General features: G+C 66.5%; 16 protein-coding genes. 8 read left to right on the top strand and 8 right to left on the bottom strand.

Translation table 11 applies throughout. The features are described from left to right. A partial coding sequence (locus KH616_RS08295; RefSeq protein WP_292241676.1) for a gamma-glutamyltransferase occupies positions 1 to 523 on the bottom strand: 523 nt, incomplete at its 3' end. A gap of 168 nt (positions 524 to 691) precedes the next feature. Here KH616_RS08295 and KH616_RS08290 point away from each other — a divergent pair. Together KH616_RS08290 and KH616_RS08285 are read left to right on the top strand one after the other, a co-directional pair. Beyond that, on the top strand, positions 692 to 1216 hold the full coding sequence (locus KH616_RS08290; protein WP_292241674.1) for a metal-dependent hydrolase: 525 nt from the start codon (positions 692 to 694) through the stop codon (positions 1214 to 1216). A 202-nt stretch (positions 1217 to 1418) separates the two neighbouring features. Continuing rightward, complete coding sequence (locus KH616_RS08285; protein ID WP_292241672.1) at positions 1419 to 5798, top strand: DEAD/DEAH box helicase; 4380 nt, start codon at positions 1419 to 1421, stop codon at positions 5796 to 5798. Between the two features lie 126 nt (positions 5799 to 5924). On the opposite strand, the gene pcaQ is transcribed toward KH616_RS08285, so the two are convergent. After that, a complete protein-coding gene (pcaQ, locus tag KH616_RS08280; protein ID WP_292241670.1) occupies positions 5925 to 6932 on the bottom strand; it encodes a pca operon transcription factor PcaQ in 1008 nt (335 codons plus the stop codon). Between the two features lie 105 nt (positions 6933 to 7037). Here pcaQ and pcaH point away from each other — a divergent pair, with 105 nt between their 5' ends. From pcaH to KH616_RS08250, 6 genes are all read left to right on the top strand, one after another. Further along, positions 7038 to 7745 carry a protocatechuate 3,4-dioxygenase subunit beta gene (gene pcaH / locus KH616_RS08275; protein WP_292241668.1) on the top strand — a complete coding sequence of 236 codons (708 nt, stop codon included), beginning with the start codon at positions 7038 to 7040 and terminating at the stop codon, positions 7743 to 7745. 3 nt (positions 7746 to 7748) lie between these two features. Then, the gene (pcaG, locus tag KH616_RS08270; RefSeq protein ID WP_292241666.1) at positions 7749 to 8342 is read left to right on the top strand and encodes a protocatechuate 3,4-dioxygenase subunit alpha; all 594 of its coding nucleotides are present in this window, start codon (positions 7749 to 7751) and stop codon (positions 8340 to 8342) included. 281 nt (positions 8343 to 8623) lie between these two features. After that, positions 8624 to 9808, top strand: coding sequence for an aspartate aminotransferase family protein (locus tag KH616_RS08265; RefSeq protein ID WP_292241663.1), 1185 nt, complete (start codon positions 8624 to 8626; stop codon positions 9806 to 9808). Positions 9809 to 10063: 255 nt separating this feature from the next. Continuing rightward, a complete protein-coding gene (locus KH616_RS08260; RefSeq protein WP_292241661.1) occupies positions 10064 to 11476 on the top strand; it encodes a cytochrome ubiquinol oxidase subunit I in 1413 nt (470 codons plus the stop codon). 18 nt (positions 11477 to 11494) lie between these two features. Further along, positions 11495 to 12496, top strand: a complete 1002-nt coding sequence (gene cydB / locus KH616_RS08255) for a cytochrome d ubiquinol oxidase subunit II (RefSeq protein ID WP_292241658.1) — start codon at positions 11495 to 11497, stop codon at positions 12494 to 12496. A gap of 110 nt (positions 12497 to 12606) precedes the next feature. Then, a complete protein-coding gene (locus KH616_RS08250) occupies positions 12607 to 14034 on the top strand; it encodes a PLP-dependent aminotransferase family protein (protein WP_292241679.1) in 1428 nt (475 codons plus the stop codon). 128 nt (positions 14035 to 14162) lie between these two features. Here KH616_RS08250 and KH616_RS08245 read toward each other — a convergent pair whose 3' ends face one another. The 6 genes from KH616_RS08245 to KH616_RS08220 form a co-directional block, all read right to left on the bottom strand. Next, positions 14163 to 14990: a M55 family metallopeptidase gene (locus KH616_RS08245; protein ID WP_292241656.1), complete on the bottom strand. Its 828-nt coding sequence runs from the start codon at positions 14988 to 14990 to the stop codon at positions 14163 to 14165. Next, positions 14987 to 16066, bottom strand: a complete 1080-nt coding sequence (locus tag KH616_RS08240; RefSeq protein ID WP_292241678.1) for a P1 family peptidase — start codon at positions 16064 to 16066, stop codon at positions 14987 to 14989. Before KH616_RS08240 ends, KH616_RS08245 begins: the two co-directional genes overlap by 4 nt. After that, on the bottom strand, positions 16066 to 16959 hold the full coding sequence (gene gsiD / locus KH616_RS08235) for a glutathione ABC transporter permease GsiD (protein ID WP_292241655.1): 894 nt from the start codon (positions 16957 to 16959) through the stop codon (positions 16066 to 16068). Before gsiD ends, KH616_RS08240 begins: the two co-directional genes overlap by 1 nt. A gap of 7 nt (positions 16960 to 16966) precedes the next feature. Next, a complete protein-coding gene (gene gsiC, locus KH616_RS08230) occupies positions 16967 to 17887 on the bottom strand; it encodes a glutathione ABC transporter permease GsiC (RefSeq protein WP_292241653.1) in 921 nt (306 codons plus the stop codon). 74 nt (positions 17888 to 17961) lie between these two features. Further along, positions 17962 to 19524 (bottom strand): glutathione ABC transporter substrate-binding protein GsiB, encoded by a 1563-nt coding sequence (gene gsiB / locus KH616_RS08225; protein ID WP_292241650.1) that lies wholly within the window; start codon positions 19522 to 19524, stop codon positions 17962 to 17964. A 127-nt stretch (positions 19525 to 19651) separates the two neighbouring features. Further along, positions 19652 to 20659, bottom strand: a 1008-nt coding sequence (locus tag KH616_RS08220) for an ATP-binding cassette domain-containing protein (RefSeq protein WP_292241648.1), incomplete at its 5' end; no start/stop codon positions are given.

Here is a 20659-nt window from a genome sequence, read left to right as displayed (position 1 = left end):
CAGCAATACGCCCGTCGCGCGCATAGTGGATCGCCGGCGCGAGCACCTGCTTCCACTTCAGCTTGCCGAAGCGCCGTTGCGCGGCCCACATCCCCGCGACCGTACCTGGCACGCCGACCGCACGGTTGCCGTACAGGCTCATGCCCGGCACGACCTCGCCCTGCTTGTCGAGATACATCCCGCGGGTGGCGGCGAGCGGCGCGCGTTCGCGATAGTCGAGGAAGTACGGCTTGCCGTCCACGTAGAGGGTCATGAAGCCGCCGCCGCCGATGTTGCCAGCTTCCGGGTACGTGACGGCCAGCGTGAATGCAATGGCGACTGCGGCATCGATGGCATTGCCGCCTTCCTTGAAGATCTGCTCCGCGGTGTCCGCGCTGTACTTGTCGGCCACCGCAACCGCCGAGCCGGTCAGCACCGCCTGCTGCGGCCCTTTCGCGTACGCAGGCGCGTTCGGCAGGAAGCCGATGCCCGCGGCTGTCGCCAGCACAAGCGTGGATGTCTTGAAGCGGTCGAACTTGCTCATTACGTGTCTCCGATGTGAACGCCTTCACGGCTGACTGAGAAATGCGTGGCTTTTGCGTATCGCCGCGCGGCGCTGCACACGAAAAATCCCTGCGCAAACCGCCCGCATCGCGCGCCGATCTGCGACTATAGCGGCCCTTCGCATTTCTGCAACACACTTGTTTTCCGTATGGCATCGCACAACGCTCATCACGTGACCGGCTTCGCCGCCGGACTGATCGCGGCTATCCTCGTCGCACAGACCGGCGTGACGGGGCCGTGGCACGTGGGCTTCGCCGGCGCATTCGTCGCCGGCGTCGCGGGGGGCACCGCACCTGACTGGCTCGAAATCGCCTGGTGGCGACGCGGCCGCCATCTCTGGGTGACGCATCGCACCATCACGCATTGGGGCATCGGCTGGTTCGGGCTGCTCGCCGCGGCGTGGCACGCACTCATCCACCCTCCGCATCCGCTGTGGGCCGCGCCGCTGTTCGGCTTTGCCTGCGGCGGCCTGATGCACCTGCTCGCCGACTGGCCGAATCCGCTCGGCGTGCCGTGGATCTGGCGCCGCCATTCGCTCAATCTGTGGAAGAGCGGCCGCTGCGATCTGCTGGTCGTCTCCGCCGCCTGGGCGGGCGCGCTATGGCTCACGCAATCGGCGTGGACGCACGCACCGGACCTGCGCCACTGGGTCGCATGGCTGCGCGCGGTGTAACGCCGGCCCGTCGTCCACCCAGCCACGCTTGAAACCCTCGCCTCTCGCCCCCATCTGCACGGTCGGCGCCATCGCACAGAGCGCGCAATCTCCTTCGCGCATGCCCGCGCCGCCCGGCGCATCCCACCGCACGTCTGGCACACTGACGATTCGAACGCGCCGGGTATGCGCCTCTGCATTCCCACCCTATTTCACCGTTCCGATGGACGTCACCGACACCCGCACCGCCGCCAGCGTGCTCGACGTGTTTCATCCCGCCGTCGCCGACTGGTTCCAACGCACGTTCGCCGCGCCGACCGGCGCGCAGGCGCTCGCCTGGCCGCACATCGAGGCGGGCCGCTCGACGCTCGTCGCCGCGCCGACCGGTTCCGGCAAGACACTGACCGCATTCCTCTGCGCGATCGACGCGCTGGTGCGCGATGCGCTCGCACACGACGGCGCACTCCCGGACGAGACGCTGGTCGTCTACGTCTCGCCGCTGAAGGCGCTGTCGAACGACATCCACGTGAACCTCGACGCGCCGCTCGCCGGCATCGGCGAGTCGCTCGCGCGGCTGGGCCTGCCCGTGCCGGAGATCCGCACCGCCGTGCGCACCGGCGACACCACGCAGGCCGAGCGTGCGGCGCTGCGCAAGCGCGCGCCGCACATCCTCGTCACGACGCCGGAGTCGCTGTACGTGCTGCTGTCGTCGACATCGGGACGCCGGATGCTGTCGACCGTGCGGTCGGTGATCGTCGACGAGATCCACGCGCTCGCAAACAGCAAGCGCGGCAGCCATCTCGCGCTGTCGCTCGAGCGGCTCGACGCGCTGACCGGGCGCACGCTGCCGCGCATCGGACTGTCGGCGACGCAAAAGCCGATCGACGCGGTCGCGCGCTTCCTCGTCGGCGGCCACGACGGCGCACCGCGCGACTGCGCGATCGTCGATACCGGGCACGTGCGCGAGCGCGACCTCGCGCTGGAACTGCCGCGCGTGCCGCTCGAGCCGGTGATGGCAACCGATGTGTGGGAACAGGTCTACGACCGGATCGCCGAGCTGGCGTCCGCGCATCGCACGACGCTCGTGTTCGTCAACACGCGCCGCACCGCCGAGCGCACCGCGCGTCATCTCGCCGAACGGCTCGGCCGGGACGCGATCGCCGCGCATCACGGCAGCCTCGCCAAAGAACACCGTTTCGACGCAGAACAGCGCCTGAAACGCGGCGAATTGAAGGTACTCGTCGCCACGGCGTCGCTGGAGCTCGGCATCGACATCGGCGACGTCGACCTGGTCTGCCAGATCGGCTCGCCACGCGGCATCGCGCCCTTCCTGCAGCGCGTCGGACGCTCCGGCCATCACGTCGGCGGCATTCCGAAAGGACGCCTGTTCCCGCTGTCGCGCGACGAACTCGTCGAATGCGCGGCGTTGCTCGACAGCGTGCGGCGCGGCGAGCTCGACACCTTGCGGATTCCCGAAGCGCCGCTCGACGTGCTCGCCCAGCAGATCGTCGCAGAGGTCGCGTGCGCCGAGTGGAACGAGGACGCGCTGTACCGCAGCTTCACGCGTGCGGCCCCTTATGCGCGCCTGCCGCGCGAGCGCTTCGACGACGTCGTCCGCATGCTCGCGGAAGGCTTCAGCAGCCGGCGCGGCGTGCGGGCGGCCTACCTGCATCGCGACATCGTCGGCGGCACGGTACGCGGGCGGCGCAACGCGATGATGACCGCCACCACATCCGGCGGCACGATTCCGGACACGGCCGACTACGCGGTACTGCTCGAGCCGCAAGGGATCCAGGTTGGCACCGTCAACGAAGACTTTGCGGTCGAAAGCATCGCCGGCGACGTCTTTCAGCTCGGCAATCAGTCGTACAAGATCATCCGCATCGAAACGGGCCGCGTGCGCGTCGAGGACGCGCGCGGCCAGCCGCCCACCATCCCGTTCTGGTTCGGCGAGGCGCCCGCCCGCAGCGACGAGCTGTCGGTCGCGGTCAGCCGGCTGCGCGCGCGCGTCGATACGCTCCTCGCCCAGGGCGACGCCATGACGGCGGCGAACGCAGCCGAACCGGCCAGCCGCCTCGCACCGGCACTGCGCTGGCTCGTCGACGAGCTGCAACTGCCGCCCGAAGCGGCGACGCAGATCGTCGATTACCTCGCGCGTTCCCGCACGGCGCTCGGCGCGCTGCCGACGCAGGACACGCTCGTGATGGAGCGTTTCTTCGACGAGGCGGGCGGCACGCAGCTCGTGATCCATTCGCCGTTCGGCAGCCGGATCAACCGCGCGTGGGGTCTCGCGTTGCGCAAGCGCTTCTGCCGCACGTTCAACTTCGAATTGCAGGCCGCCGCGACCGACGATGCGATCATCCTGTCGCTGTCGCAGGCGCATAGCTTTGCGCTCGACGAGGTCTGGCGCTATCTGCGCGCGGCGAGTGCGGAGCACGTGCTGATCCAGGCGCTGCTCGACGCGCCGCTGTTCGGGGCGCGCTGGCGCTGGAACGCGACCACGTCGCTCGCGCTGCCGCGCTTTACGGGCGGCCGGAAGACCGCACCGCAATTGCAGCGCATGAAAAGCGAGGATCTGCTCGCGACCGTGTTCCCGGATCAGGCCGCCTGTCTCGAGAACATCGTCGGCGAGCGGGACATCCCGAATCATCCGCTCGTCGCCCAGACGCTCGACGACTGCCTGCACGACGCGATGGACACCGATGGCTGGCTCGCGTTGCTGCGCCGGATCGAAGGCGGCGCCGTCGAACTCGTTGCACGCGACCTGCCCGCGCCATCGCCACTCGCGGCGGAAATCCTCAACGCCAAACCGTACGCGTTCCTCGACGACGCGCCGCTCGAGGAGCGCCGCACGCAGGCCGTGCTGGCGCGCCGCTGGAGCGACCCCGAATCCACCGACGATCTCGGCGCGCTCGATGCCGACGCGATTGCCGCGGTGCGCGACGAGGCGTGGCCGCTCGTCCGCGACACGGACGAAATGCACGAGGCGCTGGCCACGCTCGCCTGCATCGCCGAGGAAGAAGCCAACGCGCGGGAAGGCTGGCCCGCATGGCTTGCCGAACTGGCCGAGCGCCGCCGCGCGACCCGGCTCACCATCGCGAAAGGCAAGCGTCTGTGGGTGCCGGTCGAACGGCTCGTCTGCGTGAGCGCGCTGCATCCGGACGCACGCCGTACGCCTGCGCTCAAGGTGCCGGCCGCCTGCGCGGCGCCCTGGGAAGCCGACGCCGCGCTGGTCGATGTGATCCGCGCGCGGCTGACCGGCTTCGGGCCGCTGACGATCGACGCGATCGCCCGCCCGCTGGGCGTCCCGGCCGAACGGGTCGCGATCGCGCTCGCGGCCCTCGAACGCGAAGGCTACGTGATGCGCGGCCGCTTCACGCCCGGTGCGACGGACGACGAATGGTGCGAACGGCACCTGCTCGCACGCATCCACCGCTACACGGTCAAGCGCCTGCGCCGCGAGATCGAACCGGTCGAACGCGCGGACTTCATGCGCTTCCTGTTTCACTGGCAGCACCTGACGCCGGACACGCGCGGCGCCGGGCGCGACGCGCTCGCGGCGGCTGTCGAGCAGCTCGAGGGGTTCGAGGCGGCAGCCGGTGCCTGGGAAGACGCGCTGCTGCCCGCGCGGTTGACCGACTACTCGGCGGACGGGCTCGACGATCTGTGCCGCTCGGGCAAGCTCGTATGGACACGCATCGGCACGCCGGCGCGGGCGTCCGCCACGCCGGTGAAAACGACGCCGATCGTGCTGCTCCCGCGCCGCCATCTGTCCGCATGGCAGGCGCTGCGCGACCCCGCCGCGCAGCCCGCACTGTCGGCCCGCGCGGCGCAGGTGCGCGACGCGCTTGCCACGCACGGTGCGATGTTCTTCGACGCGCTGCTCGATGAGTTGCGCATGCTGCCGGTCGAGCTGGAACAGGCGCTCGGCGAACTCGTGTCGGCAGGTCTCGTCAATGCGGACAGTTTCGCCGGCCTGCGCGCGCTGCTGAAGCCGGCGGTGAAGCGCAGCGCGACCTATGCGCCGCGCACGCGCCGCGGTGGCGCGCTGATCGGCGGCATGGACGACGCCGGCCGCTGGGCGCTCGTGCAACGGCCGGTTCCGCCGGCAGAAGACCCGGCCCGGCGTCCGCTGCCGGTCACCGATCCCGACGCGCTCGAGCACATCGCATGGACGTTACTGCGACGTTACGGCGTCGTCTTCTGGCGTTTGCTCGAACGCGAGGCGGACTGGCTGCCGAACTGGCGCGATCTGGTACGCGTGCTGCAGCGCCTCGAAGCACGCGGCGAGATTCGCGGCGGACGTTTCGTCGCGGGACTGGCCGGCGAACAGTTCGCGCTGCCCGAAGCGATTCCGATCCTGCGCGAGTTGCGGCGGCAGCCGGGCGGTGGCCAGTTCGTCTGCGTGAGCGGCGTCGATCCGCTGAATCTCGTCGGCACGCTGCTGCCCGGCGACAAGGTGCCTGCGCTGGCCGGCAATCGCGTGCTGTATCGCGACGGCGTGCCGGTCGCATCGCTCGTTTCCGGGGATTTCCACTATGCACCGGACTTGACACCCGCTGCGCGGGACGACGCGCGACTGCGGCTCGCCCGCCGCGCCTGATCGCCTTGCCTGACCCTGCGCCCGACCCTGCGCCCGACCGCCGCGCCTGATCTCCGTGCCTGATCTCCTCACCTGAGCGCCGCGATGCCCCGCAGCGACGTCATCCGTCATCGGGACGGCTGCGGGTCAACGCCGATTCGTCTCGTCGCCGCGGCGTGCACGCCGGCGTCCGCGCGCCGGGCTCAGCCCGCCGATCCGTTCCCGCGCCATGTCCCGCACCGCATCGATCAGCGTGCGCGCGACCGGCGACGGCTGGGCGTCGGTCCGCAGGATCAATCCGACCGGCTCGTCGGCGCCGGCGGCGGGCAGCGGCAAGCGGACGAGCGCGCCGGCCGCGAGATCGTATTCCGCCGCATAAAGCGGCACGAACCAGACCGCGTCGTTTTCCAGCGCGAGCGCACGCGCAACCGAGACCGACAGCACCTCGACGAACGAATCCGGCGGCGGCACACCGCACGCGCTCAGCAACTGGTCGGCCGATTGCCGGATCAGCGTGCCGTAAGGCGGCAGCACCACCGGATAGCGCGTCAGCTCGGCAGCCGGCGTGGCGCTCGCCGTCAGCGGATGCCCGGCCCGCACGACCGCGGCGAGCGGCTCGTTGTACAACTGCTCGAATGCGAGGCCGACCATGCGTTCCGGCTCGGACAGCCGCCCGATCGCACACTCGATCGTGCCCGCCTTCAGACGCTCCAGCAGCTCGGGATTGGCCGCCGTCGCCAGCCGCACGACGACGCGCGGCCAGCGCCCGGCGAGCGCCTTCATCACGGCCGGCGCGAGCGACGCGGCAACCGTCGGGAGCATGCCGACCTCGAGTGTCGCCGTCGCGCCGCCGCTCTCGCGCGCGAGCAGCCCGACGCCCTGCCGCAGCGCGAGCACGCATGCCGTCGCGTGCGGGATGAAAAGCTGTCCCTCGCGGGTCGGCAGCGCGCCATGCCGGCCGCGCTCGAACAGTTTCACACCCAGGATCGACTCCAGCTCGGCAATCGTCTTCGACACGGCCGGTTGCGTGATCGACAGACTTTCGGCCGCCTTCTGCACCGCGCCGAACTGCGCCACCGCCAGAAAGCATTGCAGGTGCCGGAATTTCACCCGGCTGTCGGGAAGCCGGCTGCCGGCGCGGCGGGTATTTTGCATAACAATCCGTTATACGTTTCGCGATAAAACATCATTTTGCATAACTTTCCGGATTAGCTAAAGTCCTGCCATCCTGTTTGCGAAAAACCCATTAGGAGACGCCCGATGGATGCCCCCACGATCCTCACGCCGCGCGACTGGCCGTCGCATCCCGCATACGTGCACCCCGAATACCGCTCGTCGGTGAAACGCGGCCCGACGCGGCCGCTGATTCCGCTGAAGGAGAAGCTGCGCGATCCGTACGTGCCGGTCTACGGCGCGGAAGACCTCGGTGCGCTCGACCACGACCTGACGAAGAACGCGATCAGGAACGGCGAGCCGATCGGCGAGCGCATCGTCGTCACCGGCCGCGTGCTGGACGAAGGCGGCAGGCCGGTGCGCAACACGCTCGTCGAGATCTGGCAGGCCAATGCCGCGGGCCGCTATGTGCACAAGGTCGACCAGCACGATGCGCCGCTCGACCCGAACTTCCTCGGCGCCGGCCGCTGCCTCACCGACAACGAGGGCCGCTACCGCTTCCTGACGATCAAGCCCGGCGCCTATCCGTGGGGCAACCATTCGAACGCCTGGCGTCCGAACCACATCCACTTCTCGCTGTTCGGCGACGACTTCGGTTCTCGTCTCGTCACGCAGATGTATTTCCCCGGCGATCCGCTGCTCGGGCATGACCCGATTTTCCAGGGCACGCCCGAAGCGGCGCGCGACCGCCTGATCTCGCGCTTCTCGCTGGACATCACCGAAGAAGGCTACGCGCTCGGCTACGAATTCGACATCGTGCTGCGCGGCCGCGACGCAACCCCGATGGAGCGCTAAGCCATGACGACGCTGAAACAAACCCCTTCGCAAACGGTCGGCCCGTACTTCGCCTACGGCCTGTGCCCGCAGCAGTATCACTACGACCTGAAGAGCCTGTTTACGCCACGGATCGCCGCGCCTCATGCGGCCGGCGAGCATGTGCTGCTGATCGGCCAGGTGTTCGACGGCGATGGCGCGGTCGTCAGCGACGCGATGCTCGAATTCACGCAGGTCGACAGCACGGGGCGCTATCCGGCATCGCGCGACGAAATCGCCCGGATCGGCTTTTCGGGATTTGCACGTGTCGGCACCGGCACCGACGCGCAGCACCGCTTCGTCGTCGAGACGGTCAAGCCGGGCAGGACCGCGGCGGCGGATGCGCCACACATCAACGTCACGGTGATGATGCGCGGAATCCTGACGCATGCCTTCACGCGCGTGTACTTCGACGATGAAGCCGCGGCGAACGCGGCCGATCCCGTGCTGAACGCCGTGCCGGCCGAGCGGCGCGGCACGCTCGTCGCGAAGCGCGAGACGCAGCCGGGAGGCCCGACGATCTACCGCTTCGATATCCGCATGCAAGGCCCGGCGGAGACGGTGTTTTTCGACATTTGACGGCACGCCGGCTTGCGCCGGTGGCCTCCTCCGCCCGGCGCAGCGGCTCGTCGAAACGCGTGCAAGGTGTAGTCGATGAACGACGACAACCATCCTGTGTTCAGTCCGCGCCGCTCAAAACATCGCGGCGACCTGAGCCAGAAGCCGATTACGGCCGTGAAGCACACCGTATGACCCTGCGAGCGTTGCTGTGCGCGTTCTGCTCCGACCTGCTGCTGTGTTTTTGCTGCACTTTGATCTGAGAATGCGTGGCCAACCACTCATTCTCCTGCGCAATCAGCATGCAAAACGTCGTCACCTCCCACCTCATGCCGGTCTACAACCGGTATCACCTCGCGTTCGAACACGGATCCGGCAGCGTGCTGTTCACATCGGACGGGACGGCCTATCTCGACTTCGGGAGCGGCGTCGCGGTCAATGCGCTCGGGCACGGGCACCCGCGCCTCGTCGAGGCACTCATCAACCAGGCCCGCAGGCTTTGGCACACGTCGAACCTGTACGCGTCGCCGCAACAGGAGCGACTTGCGCAGCAGCTCTGCAAACTGTCCTTCGCGGAACGAGTGTTCTTCTGCAACTCCGGCACCGAGGCCGTTGAACTCGCTATCAAGGTGGCGCGGCGATACTTCTTCGTCAATGGCAAGATTGAACGCAATCGCATCATCACCCTCGAAGGCGCATTCCATGGACGCACACTCGGCGCACTGACGGCCACGGGGCAAGCGAAGTACCTGGAGGGATTTTCCCCCGTTCCCGATGGATTTGATCAGGTTCCGTTCGGCGATCTCGTGGCGCTCGAGCAGGCCATCACCGAACGCACGGCAGCGGTGCTGGTCGAGCCGATACAAGGTGAGAGCGGCGTGCGCCCGATGCCGCCGGGCTATCTGCGTGCATTGCGCGCGCTATGCGACACCTACGGCATTCTCCTGCTGCTCGACGAGGTTCAGACCGGTATCGGCCGCACGGGGCGCTTCTTCGCCTGCGAACACGAAGGAATCGAGCCGGACGTGCTTGCCACGGCAAAGGGCCTCGGGGCGGGCTTCCCGATCGGCGCCTGCCTCGCGACCGAGGCGGTCGGCATGGTAATGACGCATGGCAGCCACGGCTCGACGTTTGGCGGCAACCCGCTCGCGATGGAAGCCGCAACAGAAGCCGTTAGCATCATCAGTGCGCCGGCGTTCCTTGATCGTGTGTCGGTTGCATCCGCGCGGCTCATGGAACGCGCACGCGAGCTTGTCGCACGCTATCCACAGGTATTCAGCGAAGTGCGCGGCGCGGGCCTGCTGATCGGCCTGCAATGTGTCGCGCCGATCTCGGACATCATCGCGCTCGCGCACAAGGAGCGGTTGCTGTGTCTCTCGGCTGGCAACCATGTTTTGCGGCTTGCACCTCCGCTCATCATCAGCGACGAAGAGATCGACCAAGGCGTCGAACGGCTCGCACGCGTGGCGGCGCAGCTCGCACAGTGATCCGGATGAATCCGGCACTCACCCCGATCCAGAAATTCAGCCTCGTCGAATACGTCAGCGGGATCGTCGGCCAAGGCGCCGACTTTCCCGCGTTCAATGCATGCCTTTGGTGCGATGTCGCGTCGCACGTGAGGCGATACGCCGCATCCATTTGGACTCTGCTACCCAGGTTTGCGGCTGATGTGCTGCTGTGCGTCGCTGCCTCCACTGCCGAGAATGGGCCACCGATTTATTCCGAAACCAAGGGTGGTCCACATGGATGCTTTAAACCTGGCGCGAATCCAGTTCGCGTTCACCGTGTCGTTTCACATCATCTTTCCTGCGCTAAGCATCGGCCTCTCGAGCTTCGTCGCCGTGCTTGAAGGCCTGTGGCTCAAAACGGGACGCCCGGTCTACCGCGAGCTGTGCCTGTTCTGGTCGAAGATCTTCGCCGTCGCGTTTGGCATGGGCGTGGTATCGGGTGTCGTCATGAGCTACGAGTTCGGCACGAACTGGGGCGGCTTCTCGAGCTTTGCGGGAAGTGTCACCGGCCCGTTGCTGGCCTATGAAGTGATGACGGCGTTCTTCCTCGAGGCGGGCTTCCTGGGGATAATGCTGTTCGGGTGGAACCGGGTTGGCCGCGTGCCCCACTTCATCTCAACGGCGCTCGTCGCAATCGGTACGAACATTTCGATGTTCTGGATTCTCGCGTCGAATAGCTGGATGCAGACGCCGCAGGGCTTGGAGGTCATCAACGGCCGCATCGTACCGGTCGACTGGTTCAAGATTGTTTTCAATCCATCGTTTCCGTACCGCTTCGTGCATATGGCGTTCGCGTCGTTCATCGTCGCTGCGCTCGTCGTCGCCGCGACCGGGGCATGGCATCTACTGCGCGGCCGTCGCGATCCGGCGGTGCGCACCATGTTCTCCATGGCAATCGGTCTGCTCGTCATCATCGCACCGCTGCAGATTCTCGCGGGCGATGCGCATGGCCTGAACACGCGCGAGTATCAGCCGGCGAAAATCGCCGCAATCGAGGGCATCTGGGAAACCGAGCACGGAGGTACCGCGCTGAATCTGTTCGGCCTCCCGGACATGAATGCCGAGATGACGCGTTACCCCGTCTCGATCCCGCACCTGGGCAGCGTGATTCTCACACACAGCTGGAATGGCGAAATCAAGGGCCTGAAGGAGTTTCCGAAGGAAGACCGTCCCGACTCGACCATCATCTTCTGGACGTTCCGCATCATGGCCGGTCTCGGATTCCTGATGGCCATCCTCGCGATTTCAGGCTTCGTGTTGAAGCGCCGGGGACGTCTTTACACCTGCAAGCCGTATCACCGCTTCGCCCTGCTCATGGGTCCGACCGGCTTCATCAGCCTGCTCGCGGGCTGGATCACCACCGAGGTCGGCCGACAGCCGTGGGTGGTGTACGGCGTCATGCGTACGTCTCACGCGCTTTCACCGATCACGGCACAGCAGGTGGGGATCACGCTCATGGCATTCGTCGTCGTGTATGCGCTGGTTTTCGGCACCGGCATCTACTACCTGCTGCGGCTCGCAACGGGGGGCCCTGCCATGCTGGCTGAAGACGACAAAAGCGCAGCCTTGCCTGCCGAGACCGTGAAGTCCGGCGGGCCCGCACAGCGCGCCGCGGTCGACGTGCTCGACGACCTCCGGATCAATTAACGCAATCGGATTCTGACTATGGACATCACAATCGTTTGGGCGGCAATCATTGCGTTCGGCCTCGCCATGTATGTCGCGCTCGACGGCTTCGACCTCGGCATCGGCATTCTGTTTCCCCTGTTTCCCGACGACGATGAGCGCAGCCGTCTGATGAGTTCTGTCGCGCCCGTGTGGGACGGCAACGAAACATGGATGGTGCTCGGCGGTGCGTCGCTTTACGCGGTTTTCCCGATGGTGTATTCCGTCGTGTTTTCCGCGCTTTATCTCCCGTTGCTGTTCATGGCGATCTGCCTGATTTTCCGGGGCGTCGCGTTCGAACTGCGCGGCAAGGCGAGGCGCACGCGGCACCTGTGGGATCTCGCGTTCATCGGCGGATCGACAGGTGCAACATTCTTTCAGGGCGTGGTAATCGGTAGCTGGCTGTCCGGCATCCGGGTCGTCGATGGGCATTTCGCCGGCGGCGCATTCGATTGGTTCACGCCTTTCAGCCTGTTCACCGGCCTCGCACTCGTCATCACGTACGCACTGCTCGGTTGCTGCTGGCTGATCGCGAAAACGGACGGCGACGTGCAGCGGCGCCTCCATCGGCTCGCCATGCCGCTGACCGTGCTTCAGATGGTGACGATCCTCGCGGTCACGCTCTGGACGCCGATGCTCGCGCCGATGTTCAAGACGCGGTGGTTCGATTCGCCGATGCTGCCGTGGGCATTGCTCGCGCCCCTCATCGTATTCGCGTGCGCCGCCGGCATGTTCAAGGCGACCCGCAGCCGCCATCCCACGCGCCCGTTCGTGCTCACCCTCGGGTTCGTGCTGGCGGGTTACCTCGGTCTGCTCGCGACGATCTACCCGTTCGCGATCCTGCCGGGCGTGACCCTCTGGCAGGCTGCCGCTCCGCATTCGAGCCAGGCCTTCACGCTGGTCGGCGCGGCCGTCATCCTGCCGATCATCCTAGCTTACACCGCGCTCGGCTATCGCGTGTTTCGGGGCAAAACGGATCACGCCGAGTTGCACTACCACTGACAGCGTTTTGACAGGTTCGCCGTGTCGGTCGTATGCGCAGAATGAAGATCTGCATGCTGTCCAGGACATGGCGACCTAACATGGGACAACCAGACCAAGAACATCCCGCCATGAAACGCTACGAGTCGCTTGCAATCTCGCTTGCCGACGGCATCCGATCGGGCCGGATTCCTATCGGCTCCCGGTTGCCGTCGCTTCGGCAAATCATCGCGCAATGGGGCGTCAGCCAGTCCACGGTCTTTCGTGCCTACTACCTGCTCGAAGAGTGGGGGCTGGTTCGCGCGGAGGAGCGCTCGGGCTACTTCGTCACACCCGGCGCCGCGGTGAAACCGGACGCATCTCAAAGCGCGTCGGTTCCTGCGGAATCCACACGTGTCGACATCAGTGACCTGGTGTTCTCCGTCCTCGACGCGGCGAAACACCCGGATATCGTGCCGCTCGGCTCGGCGTTTCCATCTCCTTTTCTGTTTCCGTCCGCGCGCTTGCTTAAATCGCTGGCCCACGGCACGCGCGCGCTCAGCCCGTGGAGCACCGTCGCCGATTTACCTCCCGGGAATGATCAGTTGCGCCGCCAGATTGGCCTGCGCTATGTGGCTACCGGCATGTCGGTATCGGCGGATGAGGTCATCATCACCAACGGCGCGCTCGAAGCTCTCAATCTCTCCCTGATGGCGGTTACGCGTCCGGGCGATGTGGTCGCAGTCGAATCGCCTGGCTTCTACGCGGCGCTGCAGGCGATCGAGCGACTGGATCTGCGTGCGGTCGAGATTCCAGTCGATCCAGTCACCGGCCTCGACCTCGACACACTCGCCGCGGCGCTCGACAAGCATCCGATCCGCGCGTGCTGGTTCATGACCAATTTCCAGAATCCGACCGGCGCATCGCTCTCGAATGAAAAGAAGAAGGCGCTTGTCGATATGCTCGCCGCGCGCGAGGTGCCGCTCATCGAGGATGACGTCTATCAGGAGTTGCATTTCCGCCGCGACCGGCCGCTTCCGGCGAAGGCGTTTGACGATAAAGGGCTCGTCATGCACTGCAGTTCGTTCTCGAAAACACTTGCGCCCGGATACCGGATCGGTTGGGTGACTGCCGGTCGATTCGCCTCTCGCGTGCAACGGCTCAAGTTGATGACGACGCTATCGGCCAGCAGTCCGGCACAGGCCGGAATAGCCGACTATCTCGAATACGGCGGATACGACCGGCATCTGCGCAAACTGCGCGCGGCCCTGCAGGCGCAACTCGCCTCAATGCAATCCGCGCTGCGTCAGCATCTCCCGCACGAGGTTCGATGGGCGACCCCGGCCGGCGGTTATTTCCTGTGGCTGCAATTGCCGGAAGCGGTCGACGCGATGGCATTCCATCGGCTCGCTATCGCCCGTGGCATCAGCATCGCACCCGGTCCGATCTTTTCAGCCACACACGCGTACCAGAACTGCGTCCGGGTCAACTTCGGGCATCCATGGAGTGTGAAGATCGAGGAAGCAATCCGTGCCCTGGCCGACATTCTCGACGATCCGACAGTGCGCGGCGCCACCTGATTGCATCCGTCATGGCGACCATTGCAAACTGCCGGCATTTCGCTGTGCCCGGTCGACTGTTCGAAAGCCGGATAGGATGGTCGCCTCCCGCCTGAGAAACTGATTTGTCATTCAAAGCGCGTGCCGCGTCAGCGCAACATGAACGACATCGCCGACAGGCTGTTCAGCGTACGCACCGCATGTTCGACCGATGCCGCGGAAAACCGCAGCGTGACCGCGTCCGCCCGTTCGAGCGTCGGCAGCATGCAGAACAGGTCGGCCAGCGCGGCCGTCTGCACGCGCAACGTGCAGGTCACCGGCGTGGGCCGATGCGCGTCGGCGCGCCAGCCTGCCGCCAGCGCGTGCGCAACCGTCTCGCGCGCGGCGGTCGCGATGCACGCGCAGGCGGCCGCGGGCGTCAGCGTATCGCCGGTCGATGCGCCGCCGGCCGTCTTGACCCGTTCGAAGCGCGCGGCGGGAAACAGCGGCTGTGTCTCCTCGGCGAACACGTCGTCGCCCGACGCGAGCGCGACATGCGCGCCGTATTCCTGCGCAAGCGCACCGTACAGCCCCGCTTCGCCCAGCTCGACACCATTCAGCCAGACCTGCGTGAATGCGAAGCTGTTGATGGTGTGCGCGAGAACGCCGCGCGTCTGCGACTTTGCGTGGTAGCCGATCATGAAGACGAGATCCGGCCGCTGCTCGAGGCCCGCCATCATCCCGAGCAGGCGAGGCTTGCCGAGCACGACGCGCGCCCGCGCATCGAGTCCGTCCGGCAGCAGGTTGCGAAAGCCGCCATGTGAATCGTTGACCCATACGGTCTGCGCGCCGCCCGCGAACGCACCTTCGACCGCCGCATTCGCCTCGTCGGTCATCCAGCGGCGCGCACGCTCGTATTCAGGATTGCCGGCGCGTGTCTGTTCGACGGCAAACACGCCGGCGACGCCTTCGATGTCGGTCGAGATCAGAACGTTCATGGTGTGGTCGTCCGTGCTGCGTTGAGCAGGCGCTCGAGGTCGGGCACCGCATCGCGCAACGACTGCCGAACGTGACCATCGCGGCCGGCAACCGTCACCGCCTGCCACAGCGCATCGACGATGGCCTGCTCGATGCTCTCGGCTGCGGCCAGAAACAGCGGATCGAGCGTGGCATCGGCCAGCAGCGCGGGCAATGCGACGTATTGCGCGTCGTGCGCGATCGTATACGCGGTCGAGAACGCCAGCGCGATGTCGCCGCTGCCGTGTCCGTAGACCGATCCCGTGCGCGCGAGTCCCGCCGCCGCGCGGCGGGCGAGCCGGGCAAGCTGCCGCGCATCGAGCGGTGCATCGGTCGCGAGCAGCATGATGATCGAGCCCTGCTCGGGCGGCGCGGGCCGGGCGGCCGCACGCTGCGTCGCGATCTGGCCGACCGGCACGCCGCCGATCGTCAGCATCGGCAATCGCCCGAAATTCGCGAGCACCAGCGCACCGACCGTATAGGGCCGGCCAGCCGCGACCGCAATCCGCGATGCCGACCCGATCCCGCCTTTCAGGTCGAAGCACGACATCCCGCGCCCTGCGCCGGCCGCCCCGCGCACGACGTCGCGCGACGCCGCGCGGCATGCTTCGTCGTAATGCAGCGCCTTGACGGCCAGCGCCTGAATATCGTTCAGGTAACCGTCGTTGCATTCGAACACGAGCGGATTGACGGTCGGCCATTCGCGGCCGATCTGCGGGTTCGACGCGATCGCGGCGCGAAGCTGCGCCTGCGCGACCGCGCCGATGCCGAACGTATTGGTCAACGCAATCGGCGTTTCGAGCACGCCGAGTTCGTCGACCTGAACGAGCCCGATGCTCTTGCCGAAACCGTTGATCACGGCCGCACCGGCCGGCACCTTGCTGCGATACACATCGCCCGGATGCGGATTCACGACGGTGACGCCGGTCTGCACCGGCCCGTCGTCGAGCGTGCAGTGGCCGACCGTCACGCCGGGCACGTCAGCGATCGTGCCGCGCGGCCCGACCGGCAGCGTGCCGCCGCGCCATGCGGCGGCCAGTGACGATCCGGTCACCATCAACGACGCTCCAGCTTCGGATCGAGCGCGTCGCGCAGCCCGTCCCCGAGCAGGTTGAAGGCGAGCACGGTCAGGAAGATCGCGAGACTCGGAAAGATCGCGACGTGCGGCGCGGCCACCATGTCCGCGCGCGCCTCGTTGAGCATCGCGCCCCACTCGGGCGTCGGCGGCTGCGCGCCGAGACCGAGGAACGACAGGCTTGCGGCCGTGATGATCGACGTGCCGATCCGCATCGTGAAGTAGACGACGACCGACGAGACGGTGCCCGGCAGGATATGCCGCATGATGATCGTCCAGTCGGACGCGCCGATGCTGCGCGCCGCCTCGACATAGGTCATGTGCTTGAGCATCAGCGTATTGCCGCGCACGAGCCGCGCGAATGCCGGAATGCTGAAGATCGCCACCGCGCAGATCACGTTGACCATCCCGTTGCCGAGGATCGCGACGATGCCGATCGCCAGCAGCATGCCCGGGAAGGCGAACAGCACGTCGGCGATACGCATCGTGATGCGATCCCACCAGCCTTCGTAGTAGCCGGCGAGCAAGCCGAAGACAGTGCCGACGAGCGCGCCGAGCGCGACCGAGAAGAAGCCGGCCGCAAGCGAGATGCGCGTGCCGGCGACGATCCGGCTGAAGATGTCGCGGCCGAGCGCATCGACGCCGAACCAGTGCGCGGTGGACGGCCCGGCATTGAGCGCCTCGTAGTCGAAATAATTTTCCGGATCGAAAGGCACGATCGACGGGCCGACGAACGCCAGCACGACGAGCAGCAGCACGAAACCGCCGGCGACGAGCGCGACGGTCTGCTTGCGGAACTTGCGCCAGAACTCGCGCCACGGCGTGCGGATCGCGGACGGCGCGGCGGGCGCCGCGGATGGGACAGTCGCGTTCATGCGCGCCTCACTTGAAACGGATAGTCGGGTTGATGACCGCATACAGCACGTCGACGGTCAGGTTGATCAGGATGAATTCGAGCGAGAACAGCAGCACGATTGCCTGAATCACCGGATAGTCGCGCATCGTCACGGCATCGACGAGCAGCCGGCCGAGTCCCGGCCAGTTGAATACCGCTTCGACGACGATCGAGCCGCCGAGCAGGAAGCCGAACTGCAGGCCCATCATCGTGACGACGGGGATCATCGCGTTGCGCAGGCAGTGCTTGAGCACCACCATCGGCTCGTGCACGCCCTTCGCACGTGCGGTGCGCACGAAGTCCTCGTTCAGCACGTCGACGAACGACGCACGCGTGAAGCGCGCCATCACCGCCGCGACCGCCGCGCCGAGCGTGATCGAGGGCAGCACGTAGCTTTTCCACGTGCCGTCCGGCACCACCGGCAGCCAGCCGAGTTTCACGGAGAAAATCTCCATCAGCAGCATGCCGAGCGCGAACGCGGGAAACGAGATGCCGGACACCGCAAGCGTCATGCCGACCCGGTCGGGCCAGCGGTTGCGCCATACCGCCGAGGCGATGCCGATCGCCATCCCGACGAGCGTCGCCCACGCCATGCTGACGAGCGTCAGCATCAGCGTCGGCATGAAGCGCTCGCCGATCTCGGTCGATACGGGGCGCTTGCTGCGCGTCGACGTGCCGAAATCGCCATGCGCAAGCTTCACGAAGAAATTCGCGAATTGCGTCGGTATCGGCTTGTCGAGGCCGAGATCGGCGCGCACGAGCGCGACCGTTCCGGCGTCGGCGTCGGGGCCCGCCGCGAGCCGCGCCGGATCGCCCGGCAGCAGATGCACGAACAGGAACACGATCATCGCGACGATCGCGAGTGTCGGAAGCAGGCCGGTCAGGCGTTTGGCGATGAAATTCAGCATGAGGGCACCGAACTGTGGCAGCGCGCCGGCGGAACCATGTCGCTCCGCCGGCGCGCGGTGATGCGCGAACGCGCTTATTTCAACGAGATCTCGTCGAAGTTGAACGAACCGTCCGGCATCACGTACATGCCCTGCAAGCGCTTGCTGCGCGCGTAGACGATTTTCTCCTGCACGAGGAAGATCCACGGTGCGTCGGCCCAGACCTGTTTCTGCGCATCGGCGTAAAGAGCGGCCTTCTTCGCGCGGTCGGTCGTCTCGAGCGCCTTCGCGAGATCCTCGTCGACGAGGCCGTTCTTGTAGTACGCGGTGTTGTAGAGTTTCGGCGGCAGCGACGCCGACGCGAGCAGCGGCGTCAGCGCCCAGTTCGCCTCGCCGGTCGAAGCCGACCAGCCGCTGTAGTACATCCGCACCGGCGCCGTCGCCGGATCCTGCGCGCTCTCGACCTTCGCGACCCGCTCGCCCGCCTCGAGCGCCTGCACCTGAACCTTCACGCCGACCTGCGCGAGCTGCTGCTGCACGAACTGGATCAGCTTCTGCGCGGTCGTGTGGTTGTAGGCGGACCAGAGCGTCGATTCGAAGCCGTTCGGATAACCGGCCTCCTTCAGCAGCGCGCGCGCCTTCGCCGGATCGTACGGCCACGGGCCGAGCTTCGTCGCGTATTCGACGCCGACCGGCGCGACGCCCGTTTGCGGTGTCGCGTACCCGGCGAACACGACCTTCGCCAGTGCGTCCTTGTTGACCGCGTAGTTCAGCGCTTCACGCACCTTGGGATTGTCGAACGGTTTTTTCTGCGTGTTCAGCGAGATGTAGCGCTGAATGATCGACGGCCGCTCGATCAGGTCGACCTTCGGATTGTTCTTCAGCTCGGTCGCCTGCTCGAACGGAATCGTGAAGGCGAAATCCGCCTCGCCGGTCTTGATCAGCGCGGCACGCGTATTGTTGTCGACCACCGGTTTCCAGTCGATCGCGTCGACCTTCGGATAGCCCTTCTTCCAGTAACCGGCGAACTTCTTCACCTTCATGTCGTCGGTCTGCTTCCATTCGACGAATTCGAACGGCCCCGTGCCGACCGGATGCAGCGACACGTCGCGTCCCCACTTCTTCAGCGCCGCCGGCGAAATCATCACCGCCGACGGGTGCGCGAGCGTGTTGATGAACGCGGAAAATGGCTCGCGCAGCGTGATCTTCACGGTCGTCGGATCGACGGCTTCGGTCTTCTCGATCACGCGGAACAGGCCATAACGCTTCAGCTTGTTCGCAGGATCGGTCACGCGGTCGAAGTTCGCCTTCACGGCCGCGGCGTTGAAGTCGGTGCCGTCGTGGAACTTCACGCCCTCACGCAGCTTGATCGTGTAGACCTTCGCGTCGGGCGATGCCTTGTAGCCCGTCGCGAGGACGTTGACGAGCTTCATGTCCTTGTCGAAGCCGAACAGCCCTTCGTAGAACGACTTGACGACGGCCTGCGACACCGTGTCGTTCGCGTCGTACGGGTCCATCGTCGTGAAAGTCGAATACACCGCCACCACCACGTTCTGTTGCGCGAATGCGGGCGACGCGGCCGACAGCGCGAACGCACTGGCGCCCGCGACAAACAGCGCGCGCGGACGGAACATCGGGAACGAATTCGGCTTCTTCATTTTTCCTGGCTCCTGTGAAGGTTTTCGTAACGCGTGGTGGGATTCACGGGGCGACAGCGCCCGTTCGGGAAAAAATCGCCGCTGCCTGGCGCGTGCGCAACTGCGGTCCATGGTTGCCGCTCGCGCGTCAATACACGCCGCCGACGCGATGCGCGGCGACATAGTGATCGGGCCCGACCGCGACGAGCGGCGGCACGACGGGCTCGTCGCCGGCCGCACGGATCGGGCTCGGGATCTCGTCCGCCGCGAGCTGGCGCAATGCGTGCCGACGCGCGGGATCGGCGATCGGCACCGCGCCCATCAGCTTCTTGGTGTACGGATGCTGCGGCGATTCGAACACCGCGCGGCGGGGCCCGATCTCGACGATCTGGCCGAGATACATCACCGCGACGCGATGGCTGACACGCTCGACCACCGCCATGTCGTGCGAGATGAACAGGTAGGCGACGCCCAGCTCGCGCTGCAGGTCGAGCATCAGGTTGACGATCTGCGCCTGCACCGACACGTCGAGCGCGGAGACGGATTCGTCGGCGATCACGACTTTCGGGTTCAGTGCGAGCGCACGCGCGATCGCGATCCGCTGACGCTGCCCGCCGGAGAATTCGTGCGGATAACGGCGCGCGGCCTCGGCGGGCAGCCCGACCTTGTCGAGCAGCCAGTCGACCCGCGCCTGCGCGGCGCTGCCGGTCGCGACGCCGTGCACGAGCAGCGGCTCCATGATCGAGAAGCCGACCGTGAGCCGCGGGTTCAGCGATGCGAACGGATCCTGGAAGATGAACTGGATATTGCGGCGCAGCGCCTGCAGATCATGGCCCTTCAGCGTGCTGATGTCGCGGCCGTCGAATTCGATCGAACCGCTTTGCGACTCGACGAGCCGCAGCAGTGAACGCCCCGTCGTCGACTTGCCGCAGCCGGATTCGCCGACGAGCGCGAGCGTCTCGCCCGCGCGCAGCTCGAAGCTCACACGCTCGACGGCATGCACGTATTGCGATACGCGTCCGAACAGGCCCGATTTGACCGGAAAGCGCGTCACGAGATCGCGCACACGCAGGATCGGCGGCGCATGCGGATCGACGGGCGGCTGCGCATCCGCGGGCGCGGCCGTTTCGCCGTCCGCCGGCCCCGCTTTCTCTGC

The organism is Burkholderia sp. (assembly GCF_018375725.1).
Taxonomy (GTDB): domain Bacteria; phylum Pseudomonadota; class Gammaproteobacteria; order Burkholderiales; family Burkholderiaceae; genus Burkholderia.
The sequence above is the reverse complement of the archived record's forward strand: the minus strand, read 5'-3'. Positions and strand labels throughout refer to the sequence as shown.

Excerpts from the sequence above, each read along its gene's own strand:
- KH616_RS08245 (WP_292241656.1), bottom strand. The coding sequence starts at position 14,990 with ATGAACGTTCTGATCTCGACCGACATCGAAGGCGTCGCCGGCGTGTTT.
- cydB (WP_292241658.1), top strand. The coding sequence starts at position 11,495 with ATGGACATCACAATCGTTTGGGCGGCAATCATTGCGTTCGGCCTCGCC.
- pcaG (WP_292241666.1), top strand. The coding sequence starts at position 7,749 with ATGACGACGCTGAAACAAACCCCTTCGCAAACGGTCGGCCCGTACTTC.
- KH616_RS08260 (WP_292241661.1), top strand. The coding sequence starts at position 10,064 with ATGGATGCTTTAAACCTGGCGCGAATCCAGTTCGCGTTCACCGTGTCG.
- gsiB (WP_292241650.1), bottom strand. The coding sequence starts at position 19,524 with ATGAAGAAGCCGAATTCGTTCCCGATGTTCCGTCCGCGCGCGCTGTTT.
- KH616_RS08265 (WP_292241663.1), top strand. The coding sequence starts at position 8,624 with ATGCAAAACGTCGTCACCTCCCACCTCATGCCGGTCTACAACCGGTAT.
- pcaQ (WP_292241670.1), bottom strand. The coding sequence starts at position 6,932 with ATGCAAAATACCCGCCGCGCCGGCAGCCGGCTTCCCGACAGCCGGGTG.
- pcaH (WP_292241668.1), top strand. The coding sequence starts at position 7,038 with ATGGATGCCCCCACGATCCTCACGCCGCGCGACTGGCCGTCGCATCCC.
- gsiD (WP_292241655.1), bottom strand. The coding sequence starts at position 16,959 with ATGAACGCGACTGTCCCATCCGCGGCGCCCGCCGCGCCGTCCGCGATC.
- KH616_RS08240 (WP_292241678.1), bottom strand. The coding sequence starts at position 16,066 with ATGGTGACCGGATCGTCACTGGCCGCCGCATGGCGCGGCGGCACGCTG.
- KH616_RS08290 (WP_292241674.1), top strand. The coding sequence starts at position 692 with ATGGCATCGCACAACGCTCATCACGTGACCGGCTTCGCCGCCGGACTG.
- KH616_RS08285 (WP_292241672.1), top strand. The coding sequence starts at position 1,419 with ATGGACGTCACCGACACCCGCACCGCCGCCAGCGTGCTCGACGTGTTT.
- KH616_RS08250 (WP_292241679.1), top strand. The coding sequence starts at position 12,607 with ATGAAACGCTACGAGTCGCTTGCAATCTCGCTTGCCGACGGCATCCGA.
- gsiC (WP_292241653.1), bottom strand. The coding sequence starts at position 17,887 with ATGCTGAATTTCATCGCCAAACGCCTGACCGGCCTGCTTCCGACACTC.